This is a genomic window from Cryobacterium sp. N21, assembly GCF_002929575.1.
GTDB classification, from domain to species: Bacteria; Actinomycetota; Actinomycetes; order Actinomycetales; family Microbacteriaceae; genus Cryobacterium; species Cryobacterium flavum.
This window is the reverse complement of record NZ_PJJQ01000028.1, coordinates 107,928-131,368: the sequence shown is the minus strand read 5'-3', so window position 1 is coordinate 131,368 and position 23,441 is coordinate 107,928. Positions and strand designations below refer to the sequence as shown.

The window sequence follows — 23,441 nt, the reverse complement described above, 5'->3', positions numbered from 1 at the left end:
GATCGGTCGATGAAAAACGCTGATACCGAGCGGTCGCCCCTGTTGGCGACCCTCGGAGTGCAGATTGAACCGGTGATTCTGGAGCTTGCTCTGACCCACCGGTCGTTTGCGTACGAAAACGGCGGAATTCCCACCAACGAGCGCCTCGAATTTCTGGGCGACTCGATTCTGGGTCAGGCCGTCACGGTGATGCTCTATCGCACCTACCCCAACCTCGATGAGGGCCACCTGGCCAAGCGCCGGGCCAGTCTGGTCTCCACGGCCGCGCTGGCGCAGATCGCTCGCGGCCTGGGTTTGGGTGAGTATATTCGACTCGGCCGAGGCGAAATCCTCACCGGCGGGCGCGATAAGGCATCCATTCTGGCCGACACCGTCGAAGCGCTCATCGGAGCGACTTTTCTCGACGCCGGTGGCGACGTCGCCACCGCGTTCGTGTTGCGCCTGATCGAGCCGCTCCTGGCCGAACCGGGCCACTTCGGTGTGTTGATGGACCCGAAGACGAGCCTGCAGGAACTCGCCGCGAGTAAAGGCGTCGGCGTTCCCGTCTACACGCTCGAAGCCAGCGGTCCCGATCACTCCAAGGTGTTCGTCGCGACCGTCGACATCGGCTCGTCCGTCAACGCCCAGGGCGTCGGCCCGAGCAAGAAATTCGCTGAAATGGCCGCGGCCCGAGGCGCCATCGACCAGCTCAACGCGCTCTAACCCTGTGCCGGAACTTCCCGAAGTCGAGGTCGTGCGCTCCGGCCTGCAACCGGCGGTCACCGGGGCCCTGGTCACCGGGGTTGAAATCTTCGACGAGCGTTCCCTGCGCCGCCACGTTCCGGCGGCTGAATCGTTCACGGAGCAGCTCACGGGGCACCGAATCCTTGCCGCCGTTCGCCGCGGCAAGTTTTTGTGGCTTCCCCTCGACAGCGGCCGGGCGCTCGTCATCCACCTCGGAATGAGCGGCCAGGTGCTGCTGCGCACGCCGGGCGCGGCGGTGGATCGCATGTTGCGCATCCGCTTGACGTTGGAACACCCGACCCACGGCGAGCTGTGGGTCAATTTCGTCGACCAGCGAATCTTCGGCAGCATGGCCGTCGACGCTATGCTCGCCACGAGCGACGGGCTGCCCGGCGGCTACTCAGGGCTGCTTTCAGCGGATGCCGCGTGGCAGCACCGCCTTCCCGCGCAGGTCGCGCACATTGCTCGCGACCCGATCGACCCGTCGTTCTCGTCTCCGATGTTTCTGGCGGCCCTCGCGCGCAAGAACACCGGCATCAAGCGGGCGCTGCTCGACCAGAACCTGATCAGCGGCATCGGCAATATCTACGCCGACGAGGCGCTCTTTGCCGCGCGCATCCACTATGAGCAGCCGGCCGCGTCGCTGTCGCGCGCCAAGGCGACGACGCTGTTCGCGGCCGTACGTACCATTCTGGAGCGTGCTCTTGCCGAGGGCGGCACGAGCTTCGACGCCCAGTACGTGAACGTGAACGGGCAGTCCGGGTATTTCGCGCACAGCCTGGAGGCCTATGGCCGGCAGGGTACGCCGTGCTCCCGCTGCGGCACCCTTCTGGTGCGCGAGCAGTTCATGAACCGCGGCTCGCACTTCTGCCCCAGCTGCCAGCGGTTGCGCTAGCCGTAGCACGTTGGTTGTCGGGCGTTCGCCGCCCGGCCAAGAGTTCGACCGTCTGGCGCGGGAGGTGCGCCAAAATGCTCGACCTGCGCCATTGCGCGGGACCGCGGGCAGCGGGCATCCGTTCGACCGCCTCGCGCTGCGCGGGACCTTCGGCGCTGCGCGCTGCGCGGGACCTACGGCGCCAGAGCGGATGAGCCCCGTCGCGCTGCGCGGGGACTGCGCCAGTTCGCGGGAGTTCGGGCCTGGCCAGAACTCCAGCGCAACGCGTCGCGCTGGACCTGCGCCAGTGCGTGCGAGTTCCGCCTCCCGCGCAGCGGCGCAGCCCCCGCGCGACCGTAGTATCCCGCCCGAGAGTGGCATCTGGGTGTCAGCTCTGCCAATCTTCGGTCATGGATATCGTTACAGATCGGTTGACGCTGCATCCCCTGACTCCGTGGGAGGCTCAGCGCATTGTTTACCGAAAGCCTGAACCCGACGATGTCTGGCATGCGGACTATCCGTTGGACGATGAGTTGAATCCACTCCGAGCCCTCGCCGAATCCCGCGAGGGCGAAGCAATCTTCACGCTCTATTCAATCCGGATCAACGACGGCGATGTCGCGGTGGGCGGCATCGGGTTCTTTGGCCCTCCCGACGTGAAAGGTTCGGTTGAAATCGGCTACGGCCTGGTGGAATCTGTTCGGGGACGAGGGCTCGCCACCGAGGCCCTCATCGCCGCGACTCAGTGTGCTTTGAGGAATGGAGCCGTGCAGATCAAGGCAGACACTGACCTCAAAAACTATGCATCGCAAGGAGTCCTCGTGAAAGCCGGGTTCACAGAAGTGTCCCGGTCCGACGAATTGATCTTCTACGAGTTCGGGTGAGCTCTGAACCAATCGAGGTCGCGTGATGGTCTTGCTGGCGCGGTCGCCGGGGCGTTAGGCCAGAGCGGCCTGGAGGCGCCGTCGCCTCAGCGCCCAGCGCACAGTCAGGCCGAGAACCATCACGATGACCGCTGGGATCAGGAGCGCGGCGGATCCGCCCTTCACACCCAGCGCGCTGAAGAACACCTGCACGCCGTAATCGAGCATCTCAGCCGGGTAGGCAGCAAGCACACGAGTTCCCGCGGCGGCGCTGACTGCCGTGAACAGTGCAGGTCCGATCCAGAGGGCAAGAAAACTGACGATCGCCGCAGCCACCCGGCCAATCGTTGCCAGGCCGCACCACGCCACGGCGAGCCCCACGATGACGGCCGGAACCCATCGGGTGGCGCTCAGCAGGGCCCTGCCCGTTTGCGATACGTCAAAGTCGAACGGATGCGCGATGAGCGCGCCCAGCCAGACACTGACCGTGACAGCGGCCAGGCTCACGCCCACCGTCGCACCGGCGGCAGGCGCTCGGGCGATGAGCACCAGAATAAGCAGTCCGATCACGTTGGCAGCAATGGTTCCGAGGGTCAGAGCGAGCAGGTAGACCTTCGCGGCCGGGCTCTCAGCGAGTCCGCTGGCGACTGTGACTGCGGTCTGCATGATGGCAAGGACCTGCACGAGCAGCACTCCGATCATGATCGCGGCGAATGCGAATCGGGGGTGCTGCGCGCGCGTCAACCGAGCGAAGCCGCCGGCCAGCGCTGACCCGGTCACGATCAGGGCGACGATGAGGGTGATGGTGTACTGGCTGAACGGCAGCAGGGCGATCGGCATGTCCTCCGGAACGGAGTCGACGGCCCACAAATTCTGAATGGGAAGGTGCATCCCGGTGACCAGCCAGGGCAGCAGCCCGACGATCGCCGCGAGCATCCCGACGATAAGGTATGACACCGGACCTATCGCTTTCATCCGTGTAAGTACAATCACCAGAACCCCCTCAGACTGAAACCGCAAGGCTAGCACTGCCTCAAACGGGGGGATTCGACGGTTCCGGCGGAGGCACGACGCGTTTCCAGGCGCCCTCGTAACCCATCGGTACAAAACCGAGCGCCTCGTTGACGGCCAGCATGTGCCGGTTCTCTTCAGCGTTGAATGTCGTCACCGACGGATGCCCGGGGCTCTCTTGCGCGAGATACTCCAGATTCGCTGTTTTCAGCAGCATGCCAAGGCGGTTCCCACGATGCTCGCGCAGCACGAGCGTGTCCTCCTGGCCGACGGAGCAGTCACTTTCGGCCGGCACCGACAGCTGGGTGAACGCGACCAGGTGACCGATCGGGTCGTGCAGCGCGGCCGCGGTGAGCATTCGACGCGGGCTGCCGACGCGGGAAGTCTCCTCGTCGACCAGCCGCTCGATGCTCCAGACATCTTCGGGCTCTTCGAGGCCGGCGGTAGGGGCATCCGTGCTCATGCGCGTATAGAGCAGAGCGAGATCGTCGCGCCAGGGCGGGGGAGTCGCCTCACTCCAGCAGTGCACGGTGTAGTCGCCGCCGGCGTGCGCCGCGGCATCCGCTCGGAAGCGGCGGATCACGCTCTCGTCGGCGGGCAGCGCGAGTCGGCTACCGCGCTCCACCTGCTCGAGCCGGAAGCCCCGGGTGAGGAGAAATCGCACTTCGGAGTTACCGAGCGGGACCGACCCGAAGCCGGTCGGGGCGGTCAGGCGTTCGCCCGGGCATCCGCTGACACCGTGTAGACGATCAGTTCGTGCCGATTCTCGGTGGCGGCGAGCAGCTCGACGCGATCGGCGAGGGCGGTGCCGATGCCGCGATTGCGCCAGGCCGGCAGTACCTGTGCGATCAGCCAGGCATGATCGTCGTTCGGGCCCTGCAAGGTCTCATAGGCGGCCCGGCCGACGACAGCACCGCCGACGCGTGCTACGAACATGCGCTTGGGATCGTGTTTCGTGGCGAGCCACACCGGCAGCAGCTCAGCAGCCGAATAGTTGAGTTCGGTCGTGCCGAACCCGTGCGCTTCGATTTCGTTACGGAGCGCGGCAACAGCCTCGAAATCGGGCCAGCCGGGCGCGGTCGCCCCGGCGGGAATGTCGAGTTCGTCGATCGAGAAGTCGGTCATGCTATGCCAGAGTAGTGCGACCCACTCGGGTGCGTGCGGTCGATTCGTGCAGAACCGCGGCGATTTTCGCTTTGCGACCCGAAATCACCGGAAAGGATGCTGTGTTCCATGGATTCTCCGCAGTTGGGTACGCCACACCGGGCACGAGCGGATGTCCCGGCCAGTGTCGGTGGGGCACGGTACCGTTGAATCAGCCCCGAGACCAGTACTCGCCGCGACCGACCGGAAGGGTCTCACGTTGTATCTGAAGAGCCTCACCCTCAAGGGGTTCAAGTCGTTTGCCCAGCCGACGACGTTCGCCTTTGAGCAAGGCGTTACCTGCGTCGTCGGTCCGAACGGGTCGGGCAAGTCCAACGTCGTCGATGCCCTCGCCTGGGTGATGGGGGAGCAGGGCGTGAAAACCTTGCGCGGCGGCAAGATGGAAGACGTCATCTTCGCCGGCACGTCGACCCGCGGTCCGCTCGGCCGGGCCGAGGTCATCCTCACCATCGACAACAGCGACGGCGCCCTGCCGATCGATTACTCCGAAGTCACCATTTCACGCACGCTCTTTCGCAACGGCGCGAGCGAGTACGCCATCAACGGGCGCACCTGCCGGCTGCTCGACGTACAAGAATTGCTCAGCGACTCCGGCCTCGGCCGCGAGATGCACGTCATCGTCGGGCAGGGCCAGCTCGACGCCGTGCTGCGCGCGACCCCGGAGGAACGCCGCGGCTTCATCGAAGAGGCCGCCGGCATTCTCAAACACCGCCGCCGCAAAGAAAAAACCCTGCGCAAGCTCGACGCCATGCAGACCAACCTCACCCGATTGAGCGACCTCGCGGGAGAGATTCGCCGCCAGCTCAAACCGCTCGGACACCAGGCCGAAATCGCGCGGGAGGCTCAGACCATCGCCGCCGTCGTGCGAGATGCCCGCGCCCGCCTGCTCGCTGACGATGTCGTGACGCTGCGCACTGCGCTCGACGCGCACAATCGCACCGAGAGTGAACGCCACACCGAGCGGGTCGTGCTGCAGGAGCAGCTTTCGCAGAAACAGGCACGGGTGCAGCGGCTCGAACTCGCCCAAGTGGGAGACGCCGTCGACCTGGCACGCCGCACCAGCTATGCCCTGGAGTCGGTGCAGGAACGACTACGCGGGCTCTTCACCCTAGCCAACCAGCGGCTGGCATTATTGGGTTCGCAGGCCGAGTCGACCGGCCTCGTCTCGAGCGTCACCCCCACCATGCTGGCCGAGGCTGCCGCCGAGGTAGAGCAGCTGCGTGCGGGCATCGGCATGGCTCAAATCGGCTGGGACGACTCACGAGGGCAGAGCGCGGCAGCCCGGTCGAGGCTCGACGCGGTCGACGAAGATATTGCAGCCCAGGCAGCACTCGTCTCTCGGCACGACCTCGACATCTCCCACCTGACCGGGCAATCCGAGACGGCAGCATCGCGGCTGGCTGCCGTACGTGGTGAGCAGTTGCGGCAGCAGAATGCCCGTGACGCGGCGACCGAACGCAGCATGAAGGCGCAGCTGCAACTTGACGAGTTGCAGTCCGCTGCGCCAGCCGGTGAACCGGACTCCGGCGAGCTGGCCGCGGCATTCGAGCTGGCGCAGGCTGCGGTTCAGGGTGTTGAGGCCGAGGTGGAGCGTCTGCGCGACGAGCTGCACGGCCATGAGCGGGAACGGGACGCCCAGGCGGCACGGCAGGGTGCGTTCTCCCTCGCGCTCGATCAGAAAGACGGCTCCTCGGCGTTGCTCGGCGCGAAGCTGGCCGGCATCCGTGGCCTCGTGGCCGACCACGTGCGGGTGCAGCCAGGGTTCGAAGCGGCGATCGCCGCCGCCCTCGGCTCTCTTGCCGATGCCGTGCTGGCCGACAACCGCGACGCCGCCCTCGCTGCCCTCGTTCAGGCCGAAAACGACGACTTCGGGCGGGTTGAGCTGATCGTGGCCAACGGCGACGACAGCGCGGCGCCGACCATCGAATTGGGTGCGCCGTCGGGCATACGCTGGGCGAACGCGGTCATCGACGGCCCGGCCGGCCTGCGCGGCCTGCTGGCTCAGACCGTCATCGCCGACGATCTTGCCGTGGCTCGAGCGGCCGAGCTGCCTCAGGGTCTCACGCTCATCACGCTGGCGGGCGAGGTCTTGAGCCCGTGGGTCGTGAGCGGCGGGTCCGGCGCCAGACAGAGCAAGCTCGAACTCGTTGCGGAGCGAGACGTGGCGGCCGAGAGGCTCGCGGCCGTCACCTCGCAGATCGAACGGGTGCGCTGTGAGTTCTCCGAACAGCGCACCCTGTTGCAGGCCTACAAAGAGCAGTCGGTCAGCGCACGGGCTGCCCTGCGCGCCTTCGAAACTCAGCTCGCCACGGTGACCGAACGTCGCGGACGACTCGTGGTGCAAGCGGATGCCGCCGCCGCCGACGTCGACCGGGTCTCCGCCGCTCTGCAGCTCGCGAGCACGGCCGGCACCGAAGCCGAGGCTGTCGCGGCGCGGGCAGCCGCTGCACTCGACACTGCCCGGTCCCAGCCACGGCCCATCCTCGACGCGACCCTGCGGGACGCTGTGTACACCGAACTTGAGGCCGCCCGCGAGACCGAGGTCGAGAACCGGCTCCAGGTGGAAACCGCCCGTGAACGCGTGCGCGCAGGCGCTGACCGCGTCGCAACACTCACCCGTCAGCTCGAGGACGACCGCACGGCCGCTGAGGCCGCAGCGCGTCGCGCGGTCATTCGTCGCCGCCAAGTGGATGCCGCCTCCCGCGTTGCCGAAACGCTTCCGGCCGTGCTCGCCGCGGCCGACCGCTCCGTCGCCGAGGCCCGGATTCAGCTCGCGAGCGCCGAAGCCGAACGGGCGAGCCAGAACACCGAACTGCAGCAGCTTCGGCAGGGCGAGAACGTGTTGCGCGAGCGGCTGGCCTCGATCACCGAAAACGTGCACGGACTCGAACTCGAGATCTACGAGAAGAAGCTGCACCTCGCGGCCCTGCTTGAACGCGCCGGCAGCGAACTGGGTCTCACCGAAGACGTGCTCGTCGGCGAATATGGTCCCGACCAGCTGATCCCGCCCGATGGCACCGACGTGAGCGGCAGCGGCAGCGAGGGCCTGGTTTTCGCTGGCGGCGCGGCCGGCGGCATCCGCTTTGATCGGGCCGAGCAGCAGAAACGGTTCGCGGCCGCCGAACGCAAGCTCGGTCAACTCGGGCGGGTCAACCCGCTGGCCCTCGAAGAATTCGCGGCGCTCGAGCAGCGGCACCGCTTTCTCACCGAGCAGCTCACCGACCTCACGGAAACCCGCAGCGACCTGCTCACCATCATCGCGGACATCGACGAGAAGATGCAGACCATCTTCTCGTCCGCGTTCGATGACACCCAGGCGGCCTTCGCCGACGTGTTCCCGGTGCTGTTTCCCGGCGGCAGCGGCAGCATCTGGCTCACCGACCCCGACGACCTGCTCACGTCCGGCATCGAGGTGTCGGTGAAACCGGCCGGAAAGAAGATCGAACGGCTGTCGCTGCTCTCCGGCGGTGAACGCTCACTCGCCGCCGTCGCGCTGCTGATTGCCATTTTCAAGGCCCGTCCGAGCCCGTTCTACATCATGGATGAGGTCGAAGCTGCGCTCGACGACGCCAACCTCGGCCGGTTGCTCACCATCTTCGAAGACCTGCGAGAGACCAGCCAGCTCATCGTGATCACGCACCAGAAACGCACCATGGAGATAGCGGATGCCCTCTACGGTGTGAGCATGCGGCAGGACGGCGTCAGTGCTGTCGTCGGCCAGCGCATCGGCACCCGCGCGGACGAACGGGCCGATGCTGCGGTCGGTTGACCCGCGGATGCGCGCGTAATTGCCGATGCGGGCGCCCTACGCCTGCGGCGGCAGTGCGGAGACGACGGGGTGGTCCTTGGCGAGCACGCCGACCTTGGCGGCGCCGCCCGGGGAGCCGAGGTCGTCGAAGAATTCGACGTTGGCTTTGTAGTAGTCGGCCCACTGTTCGGGCAGGTCGTCTTCGTAGTAGATGGCCTCGACCGGGCAGACCGGTTCGCAGGCTCCGCAGTCGACGCACTCGTCTGGATGGATATAGAGGGAGCGTTCGCCCTCATAAATGCAGTCCACCGGGCATTCGTCGATGCAGGCACGATCTTTCACATCGACACAGGGCAGGGCGATCACATAGGTCATAGTGTCAGCAAAGCTTCCGTGCGGGAGATGGCAACCTGTTCGGCGCGGGAGATCACCTTGACGCGCTCCCGGCCGGGAGTGACCAGATCCTGGGCGCCGAGCAACTGCTCGTGCGCGTCGAGGGTGCGCCAGCCGGCCCAGGTCGTGTATTCCACGCCGCGCGCCTCGAGCAGCGCCAGAATCGTATCCGCCGAGCCGAACGCCTGGTCGCGAGCGACGAGCGCCGGTACGTCTTCGACGAGCCGGGTGATGGTCTCCAAGGCATCACCCTTGGTGTGTCCAATGAGGCCGATCGGGCCGCGCTTGATCCACCCGGTGGCGTAGAGGCCGTCGATCGGCTCGCCGGCCGCATCGAGCACGCGGCCGCCGTCGTTTGGAATAACGCCGCGCACGGCGTCGAACGGCACCTCGGTGAGGGCGCTACCGCGGTAGCCGACTGCGCGATATACGGCCTGTACCGGGTAATCCACGATGACGCCGGTCGGTCGCACGCCGCCGTCTCCGGTGTGTTCGGTGCGCTCAAAACGGATGCCTTCCACCCGGCCGTCGCCGTAGACCTCGCGCGGTGCGTGCAGAAAGTGCAGGTGCAGGCGACGTGAGGCGCCCTGCGGAGCCTTGGTGAGCCATCCGTTCAGCGTGCGGGTCATGATCTTGACCTGGTTGTTGCTCGCGACGAGATGCTCGCTGTGCGAGTCGGGAGCGAAGTCCTCGGCGTAGACCACGAGGTCGACATCGGGAATATCGGCGAGCTCGCGCAGCTCGATCGGCGTGAATTTCACCTGCGACGGCCCGCGGCGGCCGAACACGTGCACGTCGGTGACCGGCGAGCCGGCCAGCCCGGCGTAGACCGAGGCCGGGATGTCGGTGGTGAGCAGATCGTCGGCGGGCTTGGCCAGAATGCGCGCCACGTCGAGGGCCACGTTGCCATTGCCGATGACGGCGACATCGGTCGCGTCGAGCGGCCAGTCCAGCGGAACGTCGGGGTGGCCGTCGTACCAGGAGACGAAGTCGGCGGCGCCGAACGAGCCGGGCAGGTCGATGCCGGGAATGACGAGCGGTGCGTCGAGAATGGCCCCGGTGGCGAAGATGACCGCGTGGTAGTGCTCGCGCAGCTCGGCCAGGGTCAGGTCGGTGCCGTAGGTCACGTTGCCGATGAAACGAATGATGCCTGCGTCGAGCATCTCCTGCAGCGACTTCACGATGCCCTTGATGCGCGGGTGATCGGGGGCGACGCCATAGCGAATCAGACCGTACGGGGCCGGCAGCGAATCGAACAGGTCGATGGCCACCTCGTGGCCGGCCTCCAGCACGAGCCGGTTGAGAATGTTGCCGGCGTAGATGCCGGCCGGGCCGGCGCCGATGATGGCAACGCGCAGGGCAGAGGGAGCGGGGGTCATAACGGGCCTTTCAAACAAGGGACAAGGACAAAGGATGCGCGCAGGTCAACGCAGGCCGGCGGCCATGAGTCCGCGGCGACGCAGCAATCGGCGCTCGATCGGCGCGAAGATGACGAGTTCGACCAGGATGCCGACGAAGAGGATCACCAGGATCGTGGCAAGTACGCCGGACAGGTCGGCGAGCTCGCGGCTCTGGTGCAGCATCGACCCGAGACCGAACCCGATGTCGCCGCCGATCACGATGATCTCCGCGGCCATGAGGGAGCGCCAGGCAAAGGCCCAGCCCTGTTTGAGACCGGAGAAGTAGCCCGGCAGGGCCGCCGGCAGCACTACGAGGGTCGCCATTTGCAGGCGCGAGGCGCCGAGGACCGTGCCAACGCGGCGCAGCTGCGGGGGAATCTGGTCGACGCCGGAGACGAGCCCATTGGCGATGGACGGCACAGCGCCCATCAGGATCACGAAGTACACGGTGGCGTCGCTGAGGCCGAACCAGATGATTGCGGCGGGCACCCAGGCGACGGAGGGCAGCACCTGCAGGCCCGACAACAGCGGACCGAGCGCTCGTCGCACCGGTCGGCATTCGGCCAGCAGCAATCCGATCGGGGTGCCGATGGCTACGGCGATGATAAAGCCGAGCCCGCCGCGTTCGAGGCTCGTCGTCACCGCGAGCTGCAGGCGGTCACTGTTCCAGGCGCTCACCAGGGCGCCGAACACATCGAGGGGTCCGGGGATCAGGTCGGGGCGCGGTTTGACGATGAGAATGTAGACCTGCCAGGCCAGGGCGAGTCCGATGAGCAGCAGAATGGGCGGCAGCACACCGTCGACGGTGCGTCGAACGGCACCGCGCGGGGTTTCGGGGACGGCCTGCAATGAATCCAATCCGGCTTCGAGGCGACGCAGTTCGTCGTGGCTCGGGTCGGGGGCCGTTGCGGTACGGGTGTCAAGCGGCATTGCGGCGGATCTCCTGTCGCAACTGGTCGGTGATTTCGTCGCTCAGCCGGGCGACTTCGGGGGATTCGATGCGGCGTGAGCCGGTGTCGGTGATGGTCCACTCGTTGACGATGCGGCCGGGGCGGGAGGACATCAGCAGGATGCGTTCGCCCAGCCGGGCGGCCTCCCGCACGTTGTGGGTGACGAACACGATGGTGCGGCCGGTCTGCCGCCAGACCCGTTCCATCTCCTCGTGCAGCAGGTCGCGGGTGATGGCGTCGAGGGCGGCGAACGGTTCGTCCATCAGTAGTACCTTGCGGTCCTGTGCCAGCGAACGGGCCAGCGCAACGCGCTGCCGCATACCTCCGGAGAGTTCGTGCGGGCGCTTGTCGGCGGCATCGGCCAGGTTGACCAGGTCGAGCAGCTCGAGGGCCTCGCCGCGGCGGTCCTTGCGGGGGACCCCGCCCAGCTTGAGGGCGAGTTCAACGTTGCGGCCGGCGGTCAGCCAGGGGAACAGTGCTGCGTCCTGGAACATGACGGCGGCCTTGCCGCTCGCCACGGTGACGGCGCCCTCGGTCGGTTTCTCCAGGCCGGCGATGATGTTCAGCAGCGTGGACTTGCCGCATCCGCTTGCCCCGAGCAGACAGACGAACTGGCCGGGCTCGATCGACAGGTTGATGTTGTCGAGCACGAGCGGGCCGGTGCCGTAGCGCTTGCCGAGAGCATCGACCGTGATGGCGGCCGGCTCGAGCGCCGTGGCAGTCGGCGCCACGGCAACGTTCGTGAGCGAACTCACGGTGACACTTCCGACCCTGCGCCCGAACCATCGCCCGCACGCGTCGGCTCGCCGGGAGCGGTGACGATGCCGGCCGCAAGGGTCGCGCCGTCCTGCGGGTGAATCACCAGGAACGCGCCGGAGCGGCGGTTCTGCGCGTAGGGTTCCACCGGCAGATCGCGCGACAAGCGGATGCTCGCCTGCCCGATATCGTTCACGGCCAGGCTCGTGGCCGGTTGGGCGCCGAGCGTCGTCAGGTCGAGCCGACCGGTGACCTCGCTGATCAGGGCCTGCATGACGGTCGTACCGAACTTCACGAGCACGCGGGCGCCCGGTGCGAGCGGGCGCGGGTCGAGCCAGAACAGGTCGGCCGAGAGGGTGCGGGTCACCGGCGGCAGGCTGCCGGCGGCGGCAATCACCGCGCCACGGGCAATGTCGAGGTCGTCGGCCAGGCGCAGCGCGATCGATTGCGGTGCGAAGGCCTCGTCGAGAGCGACCCCGGCGAAATCGATTCCGGTGACGGTGCTGGTGCCGCCGCCCGGCTCAACACTCACGGTGTCGCCGACCTTGATGCTGCCGCTCGCCACCTGCCCGGCATAGGCCCGATAGTCACGGTACGAGTCGGCGAGCTCGGGGGCGACGACGACCGCGCCCTGAGGCCGCAGCACGAGCTGTACCGGCAGGCGGAACGCCTCGGTGGTTTGGCCGCGCTCGTCCAGATCGTCGATCACCGTGAGGGTTTCGAGCAGTTCGAGCAGGCTCGGTCCGGCATACCAGGGGGTGCGCTCGGAGCGGTCGACGACGTTGTCGCCGACCAGGGCCGACACTGGAATCACATGAACTTCTGCACGTGAGTCAGAACCGAGGCCGAGTTCGGTGGTGACGAGACGAACGGATGCCTCCACCTCACGGTAGGCCGCTTCGTTGTAGTCCAGCAGGTCGATCTTGTTGACCGCGACGATCACGTGCGGCACGCGCAGCAGGGCGACGACGCTGAGGTGTCGACGGGTCTGCTCGAGCACCCCCTTACGGGCGTCGATGAGCATGATGACGGCATCCGCTGTGGTGGCGCCGGTGACCATGTTGCGGGTGTACTGTACGTGGCCGGGGCAGTCGGCGAGGATGAAGGACCGGGCGGGCGTGGCGAAATAGCGGTAGGCCACGTCGATGGTGATGCCCTGTTCGCGTTCGGCCCGCAGGCCGTCGGTCAGCAGGGCGAAGTCGATGCCGCCGCCTATCCCGCCGAAGCCGCGCTCGGTGGAGGTGCGGGTGACCGCTTCGAGCTGGTCGGCGAGGATGGCTTTCGAGTCGTGCAGCAGGCGGCCCACCAGGGTGGACTTGCCGTCGTCGACCGAACCGGCCGTCGCGAAGCGAAACAGGGTGCCAACGGGCTCGGCGACGGCGGTTTCTTCGGCTTTCGCTTGGGTGTCAATGGTGAGGGTCATCTGTTATTCCGTTCCCAATCCGCCGGCCGAGACCGGTTCTTCTGCATGTTTCACCAGCACTGCGTTGAGCAGTGCCACGTTGAACAGGCCGTCCAGGTCGCCGTCCTTGCCGAGGCCGGCCTTGACCGCCTCGGCGAGCGAGACCGGAAAGGTCGAGGCCAGCGGGTCGACATTGAATTTCACTTCGGTCAGGGCCCGGGTCAGAACGTCGTCGGCGAGTGCCTTGCCGGTGTCGGCCTTGAGCTTCGTGTTGATCGTGGCTGCCGCGTCGGCCGGGTTCTGGGTGAGCCAGTCCACGGCGGTGACGTGCCCCTGGAGCAGGGCGCTCACGGTGTCGGGATGCTCCTCGAGAAAGGCCTTACGCACGAGGAGCACGGTGGTCGGAAAGTCGCCGTTGTCCCACAGGTCGGCTTCGTTCACGAGAACGTGGCCGCCGCCTTCCAGGACGAGCCGGGACACCCACGGTTCGGGTAGCCAGGCGCCGTCGATCTTGCCGCTTTGAAACAGGGTCAGGGTTTGCGCATTGTCGCCGGGTGAGACGGTGACGTCGCCGCCGCCAATCGTGCTGGTCTCATAGCCCTCGTCGCCCAGCCAGGAGCGTAGGGCCACATCCTGGGTGTTGCCGAGCTGGGGCGTGGCGATGGTGGTGCCGGCGAGGTCGGCCGGGGTGTCAATGCCGTCGCGCACGACGAGCGCTGCCCCGCCGCTCGCGGCTCCGGCCACGATGACCGCCGACTGGCCGCCGCTCTGCACAAAGGTGTTCACGGCCGGACTCGGACCGATGTAGGCGGCGTCGATCGCACCGGCGCTCAGGGCCTCAACGGCAGACGGCCCGGCGCTGAAGATCTGGGTGCTCAGCGTGGTATCGCCGAGGGCGTCCTCGAAGAAGCCGTTCTGCAGGCCCACGAGCGCGGCGGCGTGGGTGACGTTGTCGAAGTAGCCGAGGCGCAGTTCGGTGGCTGGTCCCTGGTCGGTGGCGGGCTCGGCGCTGACCGAGGTCGCGCATCCGCTTAGAAGAAGGGTGGTTCCGAGCATGAGAGCGCCCAGACGTAGCGAATTCTTCATTAGAAGTATCCTTCCTTCTTGCGGTCTTCCATGGCGGCCTCAGAGATGCGGTCGTCGGCGCGGGTGGCGCCTCGTTCGGTGATTGTGCTCACGCCGACCTCGCGCACGACATCGGCGACGGATGCCGCACTCGAGTCGACCGCGCCGGTGCAGCTCATATCGCCCACCGTTCGGTACCGCACCGTGCGTGTCTCGACGATTTCGTCGGCGCGGGGCAGGCTGACCGGGCTGACCGAACGCCACATGTTGTCGCGGCGGTAGACCTCACGTTCATGCGCGTAGTACAGCGGGGGCAGCTCGATGTTCTCGCGTTCGATGTAACGCCAGACGTTGAGTTCGGTCCAGTTGCTGATCGGGAAGGCGCGCACGTGCTGGCCGACGGTGTGGCGTCCGTTGTAGAGGTTCCACAGTTCGGGGCGCTGGTTGCGCGGGTCCCACTGGCCGAATTCGTCGCGCAGCGAGAGGATGCGCTCCTTGGCTCGGGCCTTGTCCTCGTCGCGGCGGGCGCCGCCGAAGACGGTGTCGTGCCGGCCGGCGGCGATCGCGTCGAGCAGCGGCAGGGTCTGCAGCGGGTTGCGGGTGCCGTCAGCACGCTCCACCAGGCGGCCGTCATCGATGTAGTCCTGCACCTTGGCGACCGTCAGGCGCACGCCGTGGGCGGCGACGGTCTGGTCGCGAAACTGGAGAACCTCGGGAAAGTTGTGGCCGGTGTCCACGTGCAGCAGTGTGAACGGGATCTTGCCCGGCCAGAACGCCTTAGCGGCCAGGTGCAGCACCACGACGGAGTCCTTGCCGCCACTGAACATGAGCACGGGGCGTTCGAACTCGGCGACGACCTCGCGAATGATGTGGATCGCTTCGCTCTCGAGCACGTCGAGTTCGGAGAGACGGTGGGCTGGTGGTGAAACTGGCGTGATCGTCACAGGTGGAGCCCGCATTCTGTCTTCTCGAGGGTGGCCCAGCGGCCGGAACGGGGGTCAGCGCCCGCCGCGACGGGCTGGGTGCAGGGGGCGCATCCAATAGAGGGGTAGCCCTGGGAAAGCAGCACGTTAACCGGAACGTGATTCAGGGTGGCGTAGTCCATCAGCTCGTCGTAGCTCCAGGCGGCGACCGGGTTGACCTTGACCAGGCCGTTGCGTTCGTCCCAGGTCACCAGCGGCGTGTTGGCGCGAGTGGGGGCTTCGTCGCGGCGCACACCGGTGAACCACAGCTCGTAACCGCCGAGCGAACGCTGCAACGGTTCGACCTTGCGCATCGCGCAGCAGGCGTTGGGGTCGCGGGCGAACAATTCGGCGCCGTGCAGGGCATCCTGCTCCGGCACGGTCGTGAGCGGCAGTACGTCAACGACGGTGACCGGCAGGGCGGCGGCGACCGCGTCGCGGGTTTCATAGGTTTCAGCGAAGTGGTAGCCGGTGTCGAGAAAGAGCACGTCGACGCCCGGCAGCTGCTTCGACACGATCTCGGGCAGCACGGCGTCGGCCATGGAGCAGGCGACAGCCACGGAGTCGGCGCCGAAATTGCGGGTGACCCAGGCGACGACCTCGGCGGCGGTGGCCTCGCGGCCGTTGGCTGCTGCGGCGGCAGCGAGTTCGGCCGAGCCGGCTTCGGCCAAGGCCTCCAGCTCGGCGGCCGGGCGGCGCGCGGGAAGTTCGCGTGCCGGCGCAGCGGATGCCGCGGCGCGCGCGTTCAGGTTGATGGCGCTCATTTGAGCTCCTCCTCGTCGGCGCGGTGCGCCCACTGGGCAAAAGTTTCGTCCGTGCTGCGGGCATCCAGAAAACGACGCACGAGGCGTTCGACGTAGTCGGCCAGGTCCTCCGCGGTGACCTTGAGGCCGCGTACAGTGCGACCGAGGCCGGCTTCGTCCCGATCCACCGAGGCGAGTCCGCCGCCGAGGTGCACCTGGAAGCCGGGGGTGGAGCCGCCGTTGCCGTCCGGCAGCAGCTGTCCCTTGAGCCCGATGTCCGCGGTCTGGATGCGGGCGCAGGAGTTGGGGCATCCGTTCACGTGCAGGGTGATCGGGTGCGGGGCGTCGATTCCGGCGAGCCGCTTTTCCAACTCGAGAATGGCATCCGTTGCGGACTGCTTGGTCTCGACGATGGCGAGCTTGCAGAATTCAATGCCGGTGCAGGCGACGGTAGAGCGGCGGAACAGGCTCGGGCGGGCCGAGAGGCCGATCTCGTCGAGCGCCGCGATCAGCGGTTCGACGTGCTGTTCAGCGACGTCGAGCACCACGATTTTCTGGTGCGGCGTGGTGCGCAGGCGGGTCGAGCCATGGGCTTCGAGCAGGTCGGCGAGCTTCGTGAGGGTCCGGCCGGAGACACGGCCGACAAACGGCGCGACGCCGATGTAAAAGCGGCCGTCCTTCTGCTTGTGCACGCCGATGTGGTCGCCTTGGGTCTTGGGGCGGGGCGCGGCGGGGCCGTCAGGCAGGGTGTAGCCGAGATATTCGTCTTCGAGAATACGACGGAATTTCTCGGTTCCCCACTCGGCCAGCAGAAACTTGAGGCGTGCCTTGCCGCGCAGGCGGCGGTAGCCGTAGTCCCGAAAAATGGAGGCGACGCCCCGCCAGACCTCGGACACCTTGTCTTCGGCGACGAACGCGCCGAGGCGTTCGGCCAGGCGCGGGGTGGTGCTGAGCGCGCCGCCGACCCAGAGGTCGTAGCCGATGCCGAGTTCGGGGTGTTCGACGGCGACCAGGCCGATGTCGTTGATCTCGTGTACAACGTCCTGGCTGGGGTGGCCTGTGATGGCCGTCTTGAACTTGCGCGGCAGGTTGGCGAATTCGTCGGTGCCGAGGTACTTGCGGGCGAGCTCGTTGATCGACTCGGTGGGGTCGATCAGCTCGTCGGCGGCGATGCCGGCCACGGGGGAGCCGAGGAACACGCGCGGCACGTCGCCGCAGGCCTGGGTGGTTTCGAGGCCGACGGCTTCGAGGCGGCGCCAGATTTCGGGCATGTCCTCGATCTGGATCCAGTGCAGCTGAATGTTCTGGCGGTCGGTGATGTCGGCGGTATCGCGTCCGAAGTCGCGCGAGACCTCGCCGATGACCCGAGTCTGCTCGGTGGTGAGTTGGCCGCCGTCGATGCGCACGCGGAGCATGAAATAGCGGTCTTCGAGTTCTTCCGGTTCGAGAGTGGCGGTCTTGCCGCCGTCGATGCCGGGCTTCCGCTGGGTGTACAGGCCCCACCAGCGAAAACGGCCGTGCAGGTCGGTGCCGTCGATGGAGTCGAAACCCTGCTTGGAGTAAATCTGTTCGATGCGTCCTCGCACGGCGAGGCCATTGTCGACCTGCTTCCAGACCTCGTTGCCGTTGAGCGGTTCGGTGCCGTCGATCTTCCACTGGCCGTTCGGGCGCGTTGAGGGCCGTGGCGGGCGGGCTGCGGGCAGCTTAATCGCTGTTGGTGCATTGCCGGCCCCGGCTGCAACGGTGGGCACCGTCTCGGTTTCGTTCGGCACGTCGACTCCCTCGGTTTGCGGTGCCGCCTCGGTATTTTGGGATCCGAAGCAACGACATCAACGCTACTGCGCCGCACGAATACGGGGCAGGGAGCCGGTCACGTGCTGTCACACACTGTCACGCGGCGTCACACAGGTTGCGCGGAACGTTTCGCGCGCTAGCCGGGCAGCCGATCGCCGCGCGCAAGCCGTCGCCGTCCCCGTAGGCTAAGGACATGGCTGAACGCACCCCCTGGTCCCTCTCCGGCGCACTGCGCGGAATGTTCGCGAAGAAGACCATCGACGCCGACACCTGGGAAGACCTCGAGGATGCCCTGCTGCAGGCCGACTTCGGCCCGAATGTCACCGAAGCTGTCATCGCAGACTTGCGCGCCAAGGTCGCCAAGTACCACACGACAGACCCGACAGATCTCCAGCGGATGCTTCGCGAAGATATCGAAGAGCGGCTCTCGGTTCTCGACTCCACCCTGACGCTCTCCGAGCGCCCCGCCATCGTGCTGGTCGTCGGGGTGAACGGCGTGGGCAAAACCACCACGATCGGCAAGTTCGCCAAGTTTCTGGGCACCTACGGTCGCAGCGTCGTGATCGGGGCCGCCGACACGTTCCGCGCCGGCGCGGTCGAGCAGCTGTCGACCTGGGCCGAACGCGCCGGTGCGCAAATCGTCAAGCCGCAGATGACCGGGCAGGATCCGGCATCCGTCGCCTTTCAAACCGTCGAGAAGGCGAAGAATGAGGGCATCGAAATCGTGCTCATCGACACCGCCGGGCGGTTGCAGACCAAGGGCGGCCTGATGGACGAGCTCACCAAGATTCGCCGCGTCGTCGAGAAGCAGGGCTCGATCGCCGAGGTGCTGCTCGTGCTCGACGCCACGACCGGTCAGAACGGACTCGCCCAGGCCGAGGCGTTCATCGAACATGCCGGAGTGACCGGGCTCGTGCTGACCAAGCTTGACGGCTCAGCCCGCGGCGGCTTCGTGCTGGCCGTGCAGGAGAAAACGGGCATCCCGATCAAACTCGTCGGGCAGGGTGAGGGCATCAACGACCTCACCGGGTTCACCCCGCACGTCTTCGCGCAGAAACTCGTCGGCTGATGGATAATATTAAGGGAGCGATATGAGCATCGAACACGATTTCTTCGGAATTCTCGGCGACGAAGACGAGGGCGAGGTCTACTGGTCGGAGTCGGCGGAACTCGGTGACCAGAGCGTCGAAATCGATCTCAGCTCGCCCGATGAAGAATCGGTGACCGCCGAGGCTCTTGATATTGCCGCAGCCATGATCGGCGCCATGGAGGACCTCGACTCGCAGGTGCGCGAGTCCCTGGTAGCCGACCTGTCGGCTGAGGTGTCGGTGACCAGCCAATACATCGCCGAGCAGCTCGACGAGATGGACCAGGAGGCGATTGAGAACGCCATCATCTGGGATTCCGGCGACCAGCAGATCGACTTTCTGCGCTCACTGCGCCTGCAGCGCATCGGCTTTCACCCGCACCACAACGGCAGCGAGGCGCACTTCGCGGTGCTCGAGTACGCCATCAGCCCCGACGACACCGACGGCCTGCTGGTCGTGACGATCGACGTGCACGGCGACACGGTTCTGGTAGCCCTCGACAGCTGACCCTGCACGAGGTGCTTTATGGCCGGGTCCTTCAGGGACGGGGCCCGGGCCCCGTCCCTGGGCCCAGCTTATAAACTGGGCCCGTGGCTGGAAGGTGGGCCCGGAGCCCCGGACGGCTACCCCAGGTGCACCGCAGATCCCGCGCCGAGCAGGTCCTCCTTGCGCGGGCGCACCAGGAAGAACGCAATCGGCGCCGCCGCGAAGATGATGATGGCCGCCCACAGGAAGGCGGACTGGTATCCGCTCACGAGGGCGCCGAACTGCGCGGCCTGTGACGGTTCCTTATCGGCCAGATACGAGCTGACGGCTGCGGTGTACAGCGCGGTGAACAGGGCCGTTCCGAGCGATCCGCCGATCTGCTGCATGGCCGTCACTGCCGCGCTCGCAGCCCCGGCGTCGTGGTCGACGATTCCCGACAGTGCCACGTTCTGCAGTGGCACGAAGATCATCGCGAGGCCGGCACCGAGCAGGATCAGCCCGGGCAGCACCTCGAGTGTATAGTTGCCGCCCACCGTGATGCCGGTCAGCCAGAGCAACCCGGCCGCGCCGACGACCGGTCCGACGGTCATCGGAATGCGCACTCCGGTGCTGGCCAGAAACTTCGACAGCACGCCGGCACCGATCATGATCGTCACGGTCATCGGCAGCGAAGCAAGGCCCGACTGGATCGGGGTGTAGCCCAGCACGATCTGAAAGTAGAGCGTGAGAAAGAGCAGCCCGCCGAGCAGCGCCGCGCCCGAGAGCAGCGCGGTGAGAAAGGCGCCGCCGCGCACCTTGTTCGCCATAACGCGAAGCGGCAGCAGCGGATGATTAGACCGGCTTTCCACCAGCACGAACAGTCCCAGCAGCACGAGTCCCAGCGGGAGGCAGACGAGCACGGGCCACGTGCCCCACCCGTTCTCAGCCTGCGCGAAGCCGAAAACCAGGGATCCCAGGCCGAGTGCCACGAGAACAGCCCCCGGCACGTCATACCGCGTGTTGCCGTGCGCTTTGCTCTCGCCAATGACCGGGATCGCGGCCGCGATGGCCACGATGGCGATCGGTACGTTCACGTAGAGGCACCAGCGCCAGCTCGCATACTCGGTCAGCACGCCGCCGAGAATGAGGCCGACGGCCGCGCCGCCGCCGGCGATTGCGCCATAGACGGCGAATGCCTTGATGCGGTCCTTGCCGCCGGGAAAGTTCACCGTGAGCAGGGCGAGCGACGCCGGTGCGAGCAGCGCGGCGAACAGTCCCTGCAGACCGCGGGCGGCGAGTAGCTCCCAGGTGCTCTGGGCGGCACCGCCGAGGGCGGAGGCGATGGCGAACCCGGCCATGCCCACGATGAAGGAGCGCTTGCGTCCCCAGAAGTCGGCGATGCGCCCGCCGAGCAGCAGAAGGGCGCCGAACACGAGCGAGTACAGGGTGACGACCCAGGTGCGGTCGCCGTCGCTCATGCCGAGCGCTTCCTGCGCTTGGGGGAGCGCGATATTCACGATCGTGCCATCGAGCACCACGGTGAGCTGGGCGAGCGCCACGATGGCGAGCAGCAGCCACTTTCTGGGGTGGGGCGCGGTGGCCCTCGACGCGGGCGGAGCGGAACTGGACTGATTTGTGCTGATACCGGGCATGGGACCGACTCTATCGCGCAAACCGAACGAACCAGTTCGTTTTGAGTGAATATTTCGCTATGATCGAGATATGGCACGCGACGGAGCAGACCCCCAGACCCGGATTCTTGAGGCGGCACGCACGGAATTCGCCGCCTACGGCCTCGCCGGGGCGCGCATCGATCGCATCGCGAAGCGTGCGTCGGCGAGCAAGGAGCGCTTGTACGCCTACTACTCCAACAAGGAACGGTTGTTCCTCGAGGTGCTGGAACTGAACCTCCGTGAGTTCGCGAGCGACGCCGTACTCACCGACCACGATGTGCCGGCCTTCGCCGGCGCGCTCTTCGACCATGCGGTGCTGCACGGCGACCACCTGCGCATGATCGACTGGGCGCGGCTCGAATCCGACGGCACATGGCGGCCGGCCCTCGAAGTCATGCTCGGCTATCGCGACGAGCAGGTGCGCCGCATCCGCTTGGCGCAGGAGGCGGGACGGGTCGACGCTGCGTGGGACCCGGTTGAGCTCATGACGCTCATCTTCGGTATCGCCTCGGCCTGGGTGCACGAGCCTGGCGCTTCCCCGGCCCCCGGCGGCATTCCCGACCCGGCAGCCATGGCGGGCCGCCGCACCAACGTCATCCGCGCGGTCGAGCGCCTGATCGCACCGAGTGCAATTCGGCCGATAAACTGACACCATCATGGCAACTTTTGGAAACCTCTCAGATCGTCTTGCCGAGACGTTCAAAAACCTCCGCACCAAGGGCAAGCTCAGCGCAGCGGATGTCGATGGCACAGTCCGCGAGATCCGTCGCGCCCTGCTCGACGCCGACGTGGCCCTCGAGGTCGTCAAGGACTTCACCGGCAAGGTGCGCGAGCGCGCCCTCGGCGACGAGGTCAGCAAGGCCCTGAACCCGGCCCAGCAGGTCGTGCAGATCGTCAACGACGAGCTCATCACGATTCTCGGTGGCCAACAGCGTCGGCTCGAATTCGCCAAGAAGCCGCCGACCATCATCATGCTCGCGGGCCTGCAGGGTGCCGGTAAGACCACCCTCGCCGGCAAGCTCGCCAAGTGGCTCGCCAAAGACGGCCACACCCCGCTGCTCGTCGCCGCCGACCTGCAACGCCCCAACGCCGTCACGCAGCTGGAAGTCGTCGCGAAGCAGGCCGGCGTCGCCGTGTACGCGCCCGAGCCCGGCAACGGCGTCGGCGACCCGGTCAAGGTGGCCCGCGACGGCGTGAAGTACGCCCTGCAGAAGGTGCACGACGTGGTCATCGTGGACACCGCGGGACGCCTCGGCGTCGACGCCGAGCTCATGAAGCAGGCCGCAAATATCCGCAAGGCGATCGATCCCGACGAGGTGCTCTTCGTCATCGACGCCATGATCGGCCAGGACGCCGTCGCCACGGCGAAGGCCTTCCAGGACGGTGTCGACTTCACCGGTGTCGTGCTGACCAAGCTCGACGGTGACGCCCGCGGTGGCGCGGCCCTCTCGGTCGCGTCGCTCACCGGCCGCCCGATCATGTTCGCCTCGACCGGTGAGGGACTCGACGACTTCGAGCCGTTCCACCCCGACCGCATGGCCGGTCGTATCCTCGACCTCGGTGACATCCTCACCCTGATCGAGCAGGCGCAGGGCGCGTTCGACGAGGACGAGGCCCGCAAGGTCGCCGAGAAATTCGCGACCGACACCTTCACCCTCGACGACTTCCTCGGCCAGATGCAGCAGCTGCGCAACATGGGTTCGATCAAGAAGATGATGAGCATGCTCCCCGGCGCCGGTGCCATGAAGGCGCAGCTCGAAAACTTCGACGAGCGCGAGATCGTGCGCACCGAGGCCATCATCCAGTCGATGACCAAGCTCGAACGCACCACGCCGAAGCTGCTCAACGGCTCCCGCCGCCTGCGCATCGCGCGCGGATCGGGCTCGAGCGTCACCGAGGTCAACCAGCTCGTGCAGCGCTTCGAGCAGGCCGCCAAGATGATGAAAACCGTCGCCAGGGGCGGCATGCCCAACATTCCCGGAATGGGCCCGATCCCCGGCGCCGGCTACGGCGGCAAGCCCAAGCAGGTGGCCAAGAAGAAGGGCTCCAAGTCGGGCAACCCGGCCAAACGGGCCGCCGAGAACGCCGCGATCGCCTCGGGCGTCAAATCGACCGGAGAATCCGTCAAAGCGGATGCCGTCGGTTCCGGCTTCGGCCTCGGCTCCGGCGCCCAGCCCGGCAAGGGTAAAGCAGGCGGGCCGACGGAAGAGGAAATGGCCGCGCTTCAGAAAATGCTCGGCCGGTAGCATCCGCTCGTGGACGGGGCCCAGGCCCCGTCCACGGGCCCAGCTTATAAACTGGGCCCGTGGCCATAGGGTGGGCCCGCGAAAGGCTGGGAACCCGCGCTGAATTCGGCGCCGGGCGTCG

At 66.9% G+C, this 23,441-nt stretch carries 21 protein-coding genes; 8 read left to right on the top strand and 13 right to left on the bottom strand.

Annotated elements, in window-relative coordinates; all coding sequences use genetic code 11:
- Positions 1–9 precede the first annotated feature (9 nt).
- The 3 genes from rnc to CXY77_RS04885 all read left to right on the top strand — a co-directional run bounded on the left by rnc (position 10) and on the right by CXY77_RS04885 (position 2,481).
- Positions 10–702 (top strand): ribonuclease III, encoded by a 693-nt coding sequence (gene rnc / locus CXY77_RS04895; protein WP_104088267.1) that lies wholly within the window; start codon positions 10–12, stop codon positions 700–702.
- A gap of 4 nt (positions 703–706) precedes the next feature.
- A complete protein-coding gene (gene mutM / locus CXY77_RS04890) occupies positions 707–1,618 on the top strand; it encodes a bifunctional DNA-formamidopyrimidine glycosylase/DNA-(apurinic or apyrimidinic site) lyase (RefSeq protein WP_104088266.1) in 912 nt (303 codons plus the stop codon).
- Positions 1,619–2,007: 389 nt separating this feature from the next.
- Positions 2,008–2,481: a GNAT family N-acetyltransferase gene (locus tag CXY77_RS04885; RefSeq protein WP_092341221.1), complete on the top strand. Its 474-nt coding sequence runs from the start codon at positions 2,008–2,010 to the stop codon at positions 2,479–2,481.
- Between the two features lie 54 nt (positions 2,482–2,535).
- On the opposite strand, the gene CXY77_RS04880 is transcribed toward CXY77_RS04885, so the two are convergent.
- From CXY77_RS04880 to CXY77_RS04870, 3 genes are all read right to left on the bottom strand, one after another.
- Positions 2,536–3,417: a hypothetical protein gene (locus CXY77_RS04880; protein ID WP_134505127.1), complete on the bottom strand. Its 882-nt coding sequence runs from the start codon at positions 3,415–3,417 to the stop codon at positions 2,536–2,538.
- A gap of 76 nt (positions 3,418–3,493) precedes the next feature.
- The gene (locus tag CXY77_RS04875; protein WP_104088264.1) at positions 3,494–4,135 is read right to left on the bottom strand and encodes a hypothetical protein; all 642 of its coding nucleotides are present in this window, start codon (positions 4,133–4,135) and stop codon (positions 3,494–3,496) included.
- A gap of 44 nt (positions 4,136–4,179) precedes the next feature.
- The gene (locus CXY77_RS04870; RefSeq protein ID WP_092341218.1) at positions 4,180–4,596 is read right to left on the bottom strand and encodes a GNAT family N-acetyltransferase; all 417 of its coding nucleotides are present in this window, start codon (positions 4,594–4,596) and stop codon (positions 4,180–4,182) included.
- A gap of 238 nt (positions 4,597–4,834) precedes the next feature.
- Between CXY77_RS04870 and smc the strand changes: the two genes are divergently transcribed.
- Positions 4,835–8,404: a chromosome segregation protein SMC gene (gene smc / locus CXY77_RS04865; protein ID WP_104129768.1), complete on the top strand. Its 3,570-nt coding sequence runs from the start codon at positions 4,835–4,837 to the stop codon at positions 8,402–8,404.
- A 36-nt stretch (positions 8,405–8,440) separates the two neighbouring features.
- Here the strand turns inward: smc and fdxA are convergent, their stop codons facing one another.
- The 9 genes from fdxA to CXY77_RS04820 are packed head-to-tail and all read right to left on the bottom strand — an operon-like array spanning position 8,441 to position 17,805.
- Positions 8,441–8,758 (bottom strand): ferredoxin, encoded by a 318-nt coding sequence (fdxA, locus tag CXY77_RS04860; protein ID WP_104088261.1) that lies wholly within the window; start codon positions 8,756–8,758, stop codon positions 8,441–8,443.
- Entirely contained in the window at positions 8,755–10,155 is a 1,401-nt protein-coding gene (locus CXY77_RS04855) for an FAD-dependent oxidoreductase (protein WP_104088259.1), read from the bottom strand. Before CXY77_RS04855 ends, fdxA begins: the two co-directional genes overlap by 4 nt.
- Positions 10,156–10,200: 45 nt before the next feature.
- Entirely contained in the window at positions 10,201–11,106 is a 906-nt protein-coding gene (locus CXY77_RS04850) for an ABC transporter permease (RefSeq protein WP_104088258.1), read from the bottom strand.
- Positions 11,096–11,881, bottom strand: a complete 786-nt coding sequence (locus CXY77_RS04845; RefSeq protein WP_233197233.1) for an ABC transporter ATP-binding protein — start codon at positions 11,879–11,881, stop codon at positions 11,096–11,098. The genes CXY77_RS04850 and CXY77_RS04845 overlap by 11 nt, the downstream gene beginning before the upstream one ends.
- On the bottom strand, positions 11,878–13,305 hold the full coding sequence (locus tag CXY77_RS04840; RefSeq protein ID WP_104088256.1) for a sulfate adenylyltransferase subunit 1: 1,428 nt from the start codon (positions 13,303–13,305) through the stop codon (positions 11,878–11,880). Before CXY77_RS04840 ends, CXY77_RS04845 begins: the two co-directional genes overlap by 4 nt.
- Positions 13,306–13,308: 3 nt before the next feature.
- Complete coding sequence (locus CXY77_RS04835) at positions 13,309–14,370, bottom strand: ABC transporter substrate-binding protein (RefSeq protein ID WP_104088255.1); 1,062 nt, start codon at positions 14,368–14,370, stop codon at positions 13,309–13,311.
- Complete coding sequence (cysD, locus tag CXY77_RS04830; protein WP_104088253.1) at positions 14,370–15,308, bottom strand: sulfate adenylyltransferase subunit CysD; 939 nt, start codon at positions 15,306–15,308, stop codon at positions 14,370–14,372. Before cysD ends, CXY77_RS04835 begins: the two co-directional genes overlap by 1 nt.
- The gene (locus CXY77_RS04825; protein WP_104088252.1) at positions 15,290–16,075 is read right to left on the bottom strand and encodes a phosphoadenylyl-sulfate reductase; all 786 of its coding nucleotides are present in this window, start codon (positions 16,073–16,075) and stop codon (positions 15,290–15,292) included. The genes cysD and CXY77_RS04825 overlap by 19 nt, the downstream gene beginning before the upstream one ends.
- On the bottom strand, positions 16,072–17,805 hold the full coding sequence (locus CXY77_RS04820; protein WP_104088283.1) for a nitrite/sulfite reductase: 1,734 nt from the start codon (positions 17,803–17,805) through the stop codon (positions 16,072–16,074). Before CXY77_RS04820 ends, CXY77_RS04825 begins: the two co-directional genes overlap by 4 nt.
- 236 nt (positions 17,806–18,041) lie before the next feature.
- Between CXY77_RS04820 and ftsY the strand changes: the two genes are divergently transcribed.
- Together ftsY and CXY77_RS04810 are read left to right on the top strand one after the other, a co-directional pair.
- A complete protein-coding gene (gene ftsY, locus CXY77_RS04815) occupies positions 18,042–18,917 on the top strand; it encodes a signal recognition particle-docking protein FtsY (RefSeq protein ID WP_104088250.1) in 876 nt (291 codons plus the stop codon).
- A gap of 22 nt (positions 18,918–18,939) precedes the next feature.
- The gene (locus CXY77_RS04810) at positions 18,940–19,443 is read left to right on the top strand and encodes a DUF2004 domain-containing protein (RefSeq protein WP_092341209.1); all 504 of its coding nucleotides are present in this window, start codon (positions 18,940–18,942) and stop codon (positions 19,441–19,443) included.
- 116 nt (positions 19,444–19,559) lie between these two features.
- On the opposite strand, the gene CXY77_RS04805 is transcribed toward CXY77_RS04810, so the two are convergent.
- Positions 19,560–21,053 (bottom strand): MFS transporter, encoded by a 1,494-nt coding sequence (locus CXY77_RS04805; RefSeq protein ID WP_104088249.1) that lies wholly within the window; start codon positions 21,051–21,053, stop codon positions 19,560–19,562.
- 70 nt (positions 21,054–21,123) lie between these two features.
- On the opposite strand from CXY77_RS04805, the gene CXY77_RS04800 reads away from it, so the two are divergent.
- Entirely contained in the window at positions 21,124–21,723 is a 600-nt protein-coding gene (locus tag CXY77_RS04800; RefSeq protein ID WP_092341207.1) for a TetR family transcriptional regulator, read from the top strand.
- Between the two features lie 7 nt (positions 21,724–21,730).
- Positions 21,731–23,320: a signal recognition particle protein gene (gene ffh / locus CXY77_RS04795; protein WP_092341206.1), complete on the top strand. Its 1,590-nt coding sequence runs from the start codon at positions 21,731–21,733 to the stop codon at positions 23,318–23,320.
- Positions 23,321–23,441: the final 121 nt, after the last annotated feature.

Bases quoted from the DNA above. Each gene is read 5' to 3' on its own strand.
- rnc (WP_104088267.1), top strand. From the start codon at position 10: ATGAAAAACGCTGATACCGAGCGGTCGCCCCTGTTGGCGACCCTCGGA.
- CXY77_RS04885 (WP_092341221.1), top strand. From the start codon at position 2,008: ATGGATATCGTTACAGATCGGTTGACGCTGCATCCCCTGACTCCGTGG.
- CXY77_RS04870 (WP_092341218.1), bottom strand. From the start codon at position 4,596: ATGACCGACTTCTCGATCGACGAACTCGACATTCCCGCCGGGGCGACC.
- fdxA (WP_104088261.1), bottom strand. From the start codon at position 8,758: ATGACCTATGTGATCGCCCTGCCCTGTGTCGATGTGAAAGATCGTGCC.
- CXY77_RS04855 (WP_104088259.1), bottom strand. From the start codon at position 10,155: ATGACCCCCGCTCCCTCTGCCCTGCGCGTTGCCATCATCGGCGCCGGC.
- CXY77_RS04850 (WP_104088258.1), bottom strand. From the start codon at position 11,106: ATGCCGCTTGACACCCGTACCGCAACGGCCCCCGACCCGAGCCACGAC.
- CXY77_RS04840 (WP_104088256.1), bottom strand. From the start codon at position 13,305: ATGACCCTCACCATTGACACCCAAGCGAAAGCCGAAGAAACCGCCGTC.
- CXY77_RS04835 (WP_104088255.1), bottom strand. From the start codon at position 14,370: ATGAAGAATTCGCTACGTCTGGGCGCTCTCATGCTCGGAACCACCCTT.
- cysD (WP_104088253.1), bottom strand. From the start codon at position 15,308: ATGCGGGCTCCACCTGTGACGATCACGCCAGTTTCACCACCAGCCCAC.
- CXY77_RS04825 (WP_104088252.1), bottom strand. From the start codon at position 16,075: ATGAGCGCCATCAACCTGAACGCGCGCGCCGCGGCATCCGCTGCGCCG.
- ftsY (WP_104088250.1), top strand. From the start codon at position 18,042: ATGGCTGAACGCACCCCCTGGTCCCTCTCCGGCGCACTGCGCGGAATG.
- CXY77_RS04810 (WP_092341209.1), top strand. From the start codon at position 18,940: ATGAGCATCGAACACGATTTCTTCGGAATTCTCGGCGACGAAGACGAG.
- CXY77_RS04805 (WP_104088249.1), bottom strand. From the start codon at position 21,053: ATGCCCGGTATCAGCACAAATCAGTCCAGTTCCGCTCCGCCCGCGTCG.
- CXY77_RS04800 (WP_092341207.1), top strand. From the start codon at position 21,124: ATGGCACGCGACGGAGCAGACCCCCAGACCCGGATTCTTGAGGCGGCA.
- ffh (WP_092341206.1), top strand. From the start codon at position 21,731: ATGGCAACTTTTGGAAACCTCTCAGATCGTCTTGCCGAGACGTTCAAA.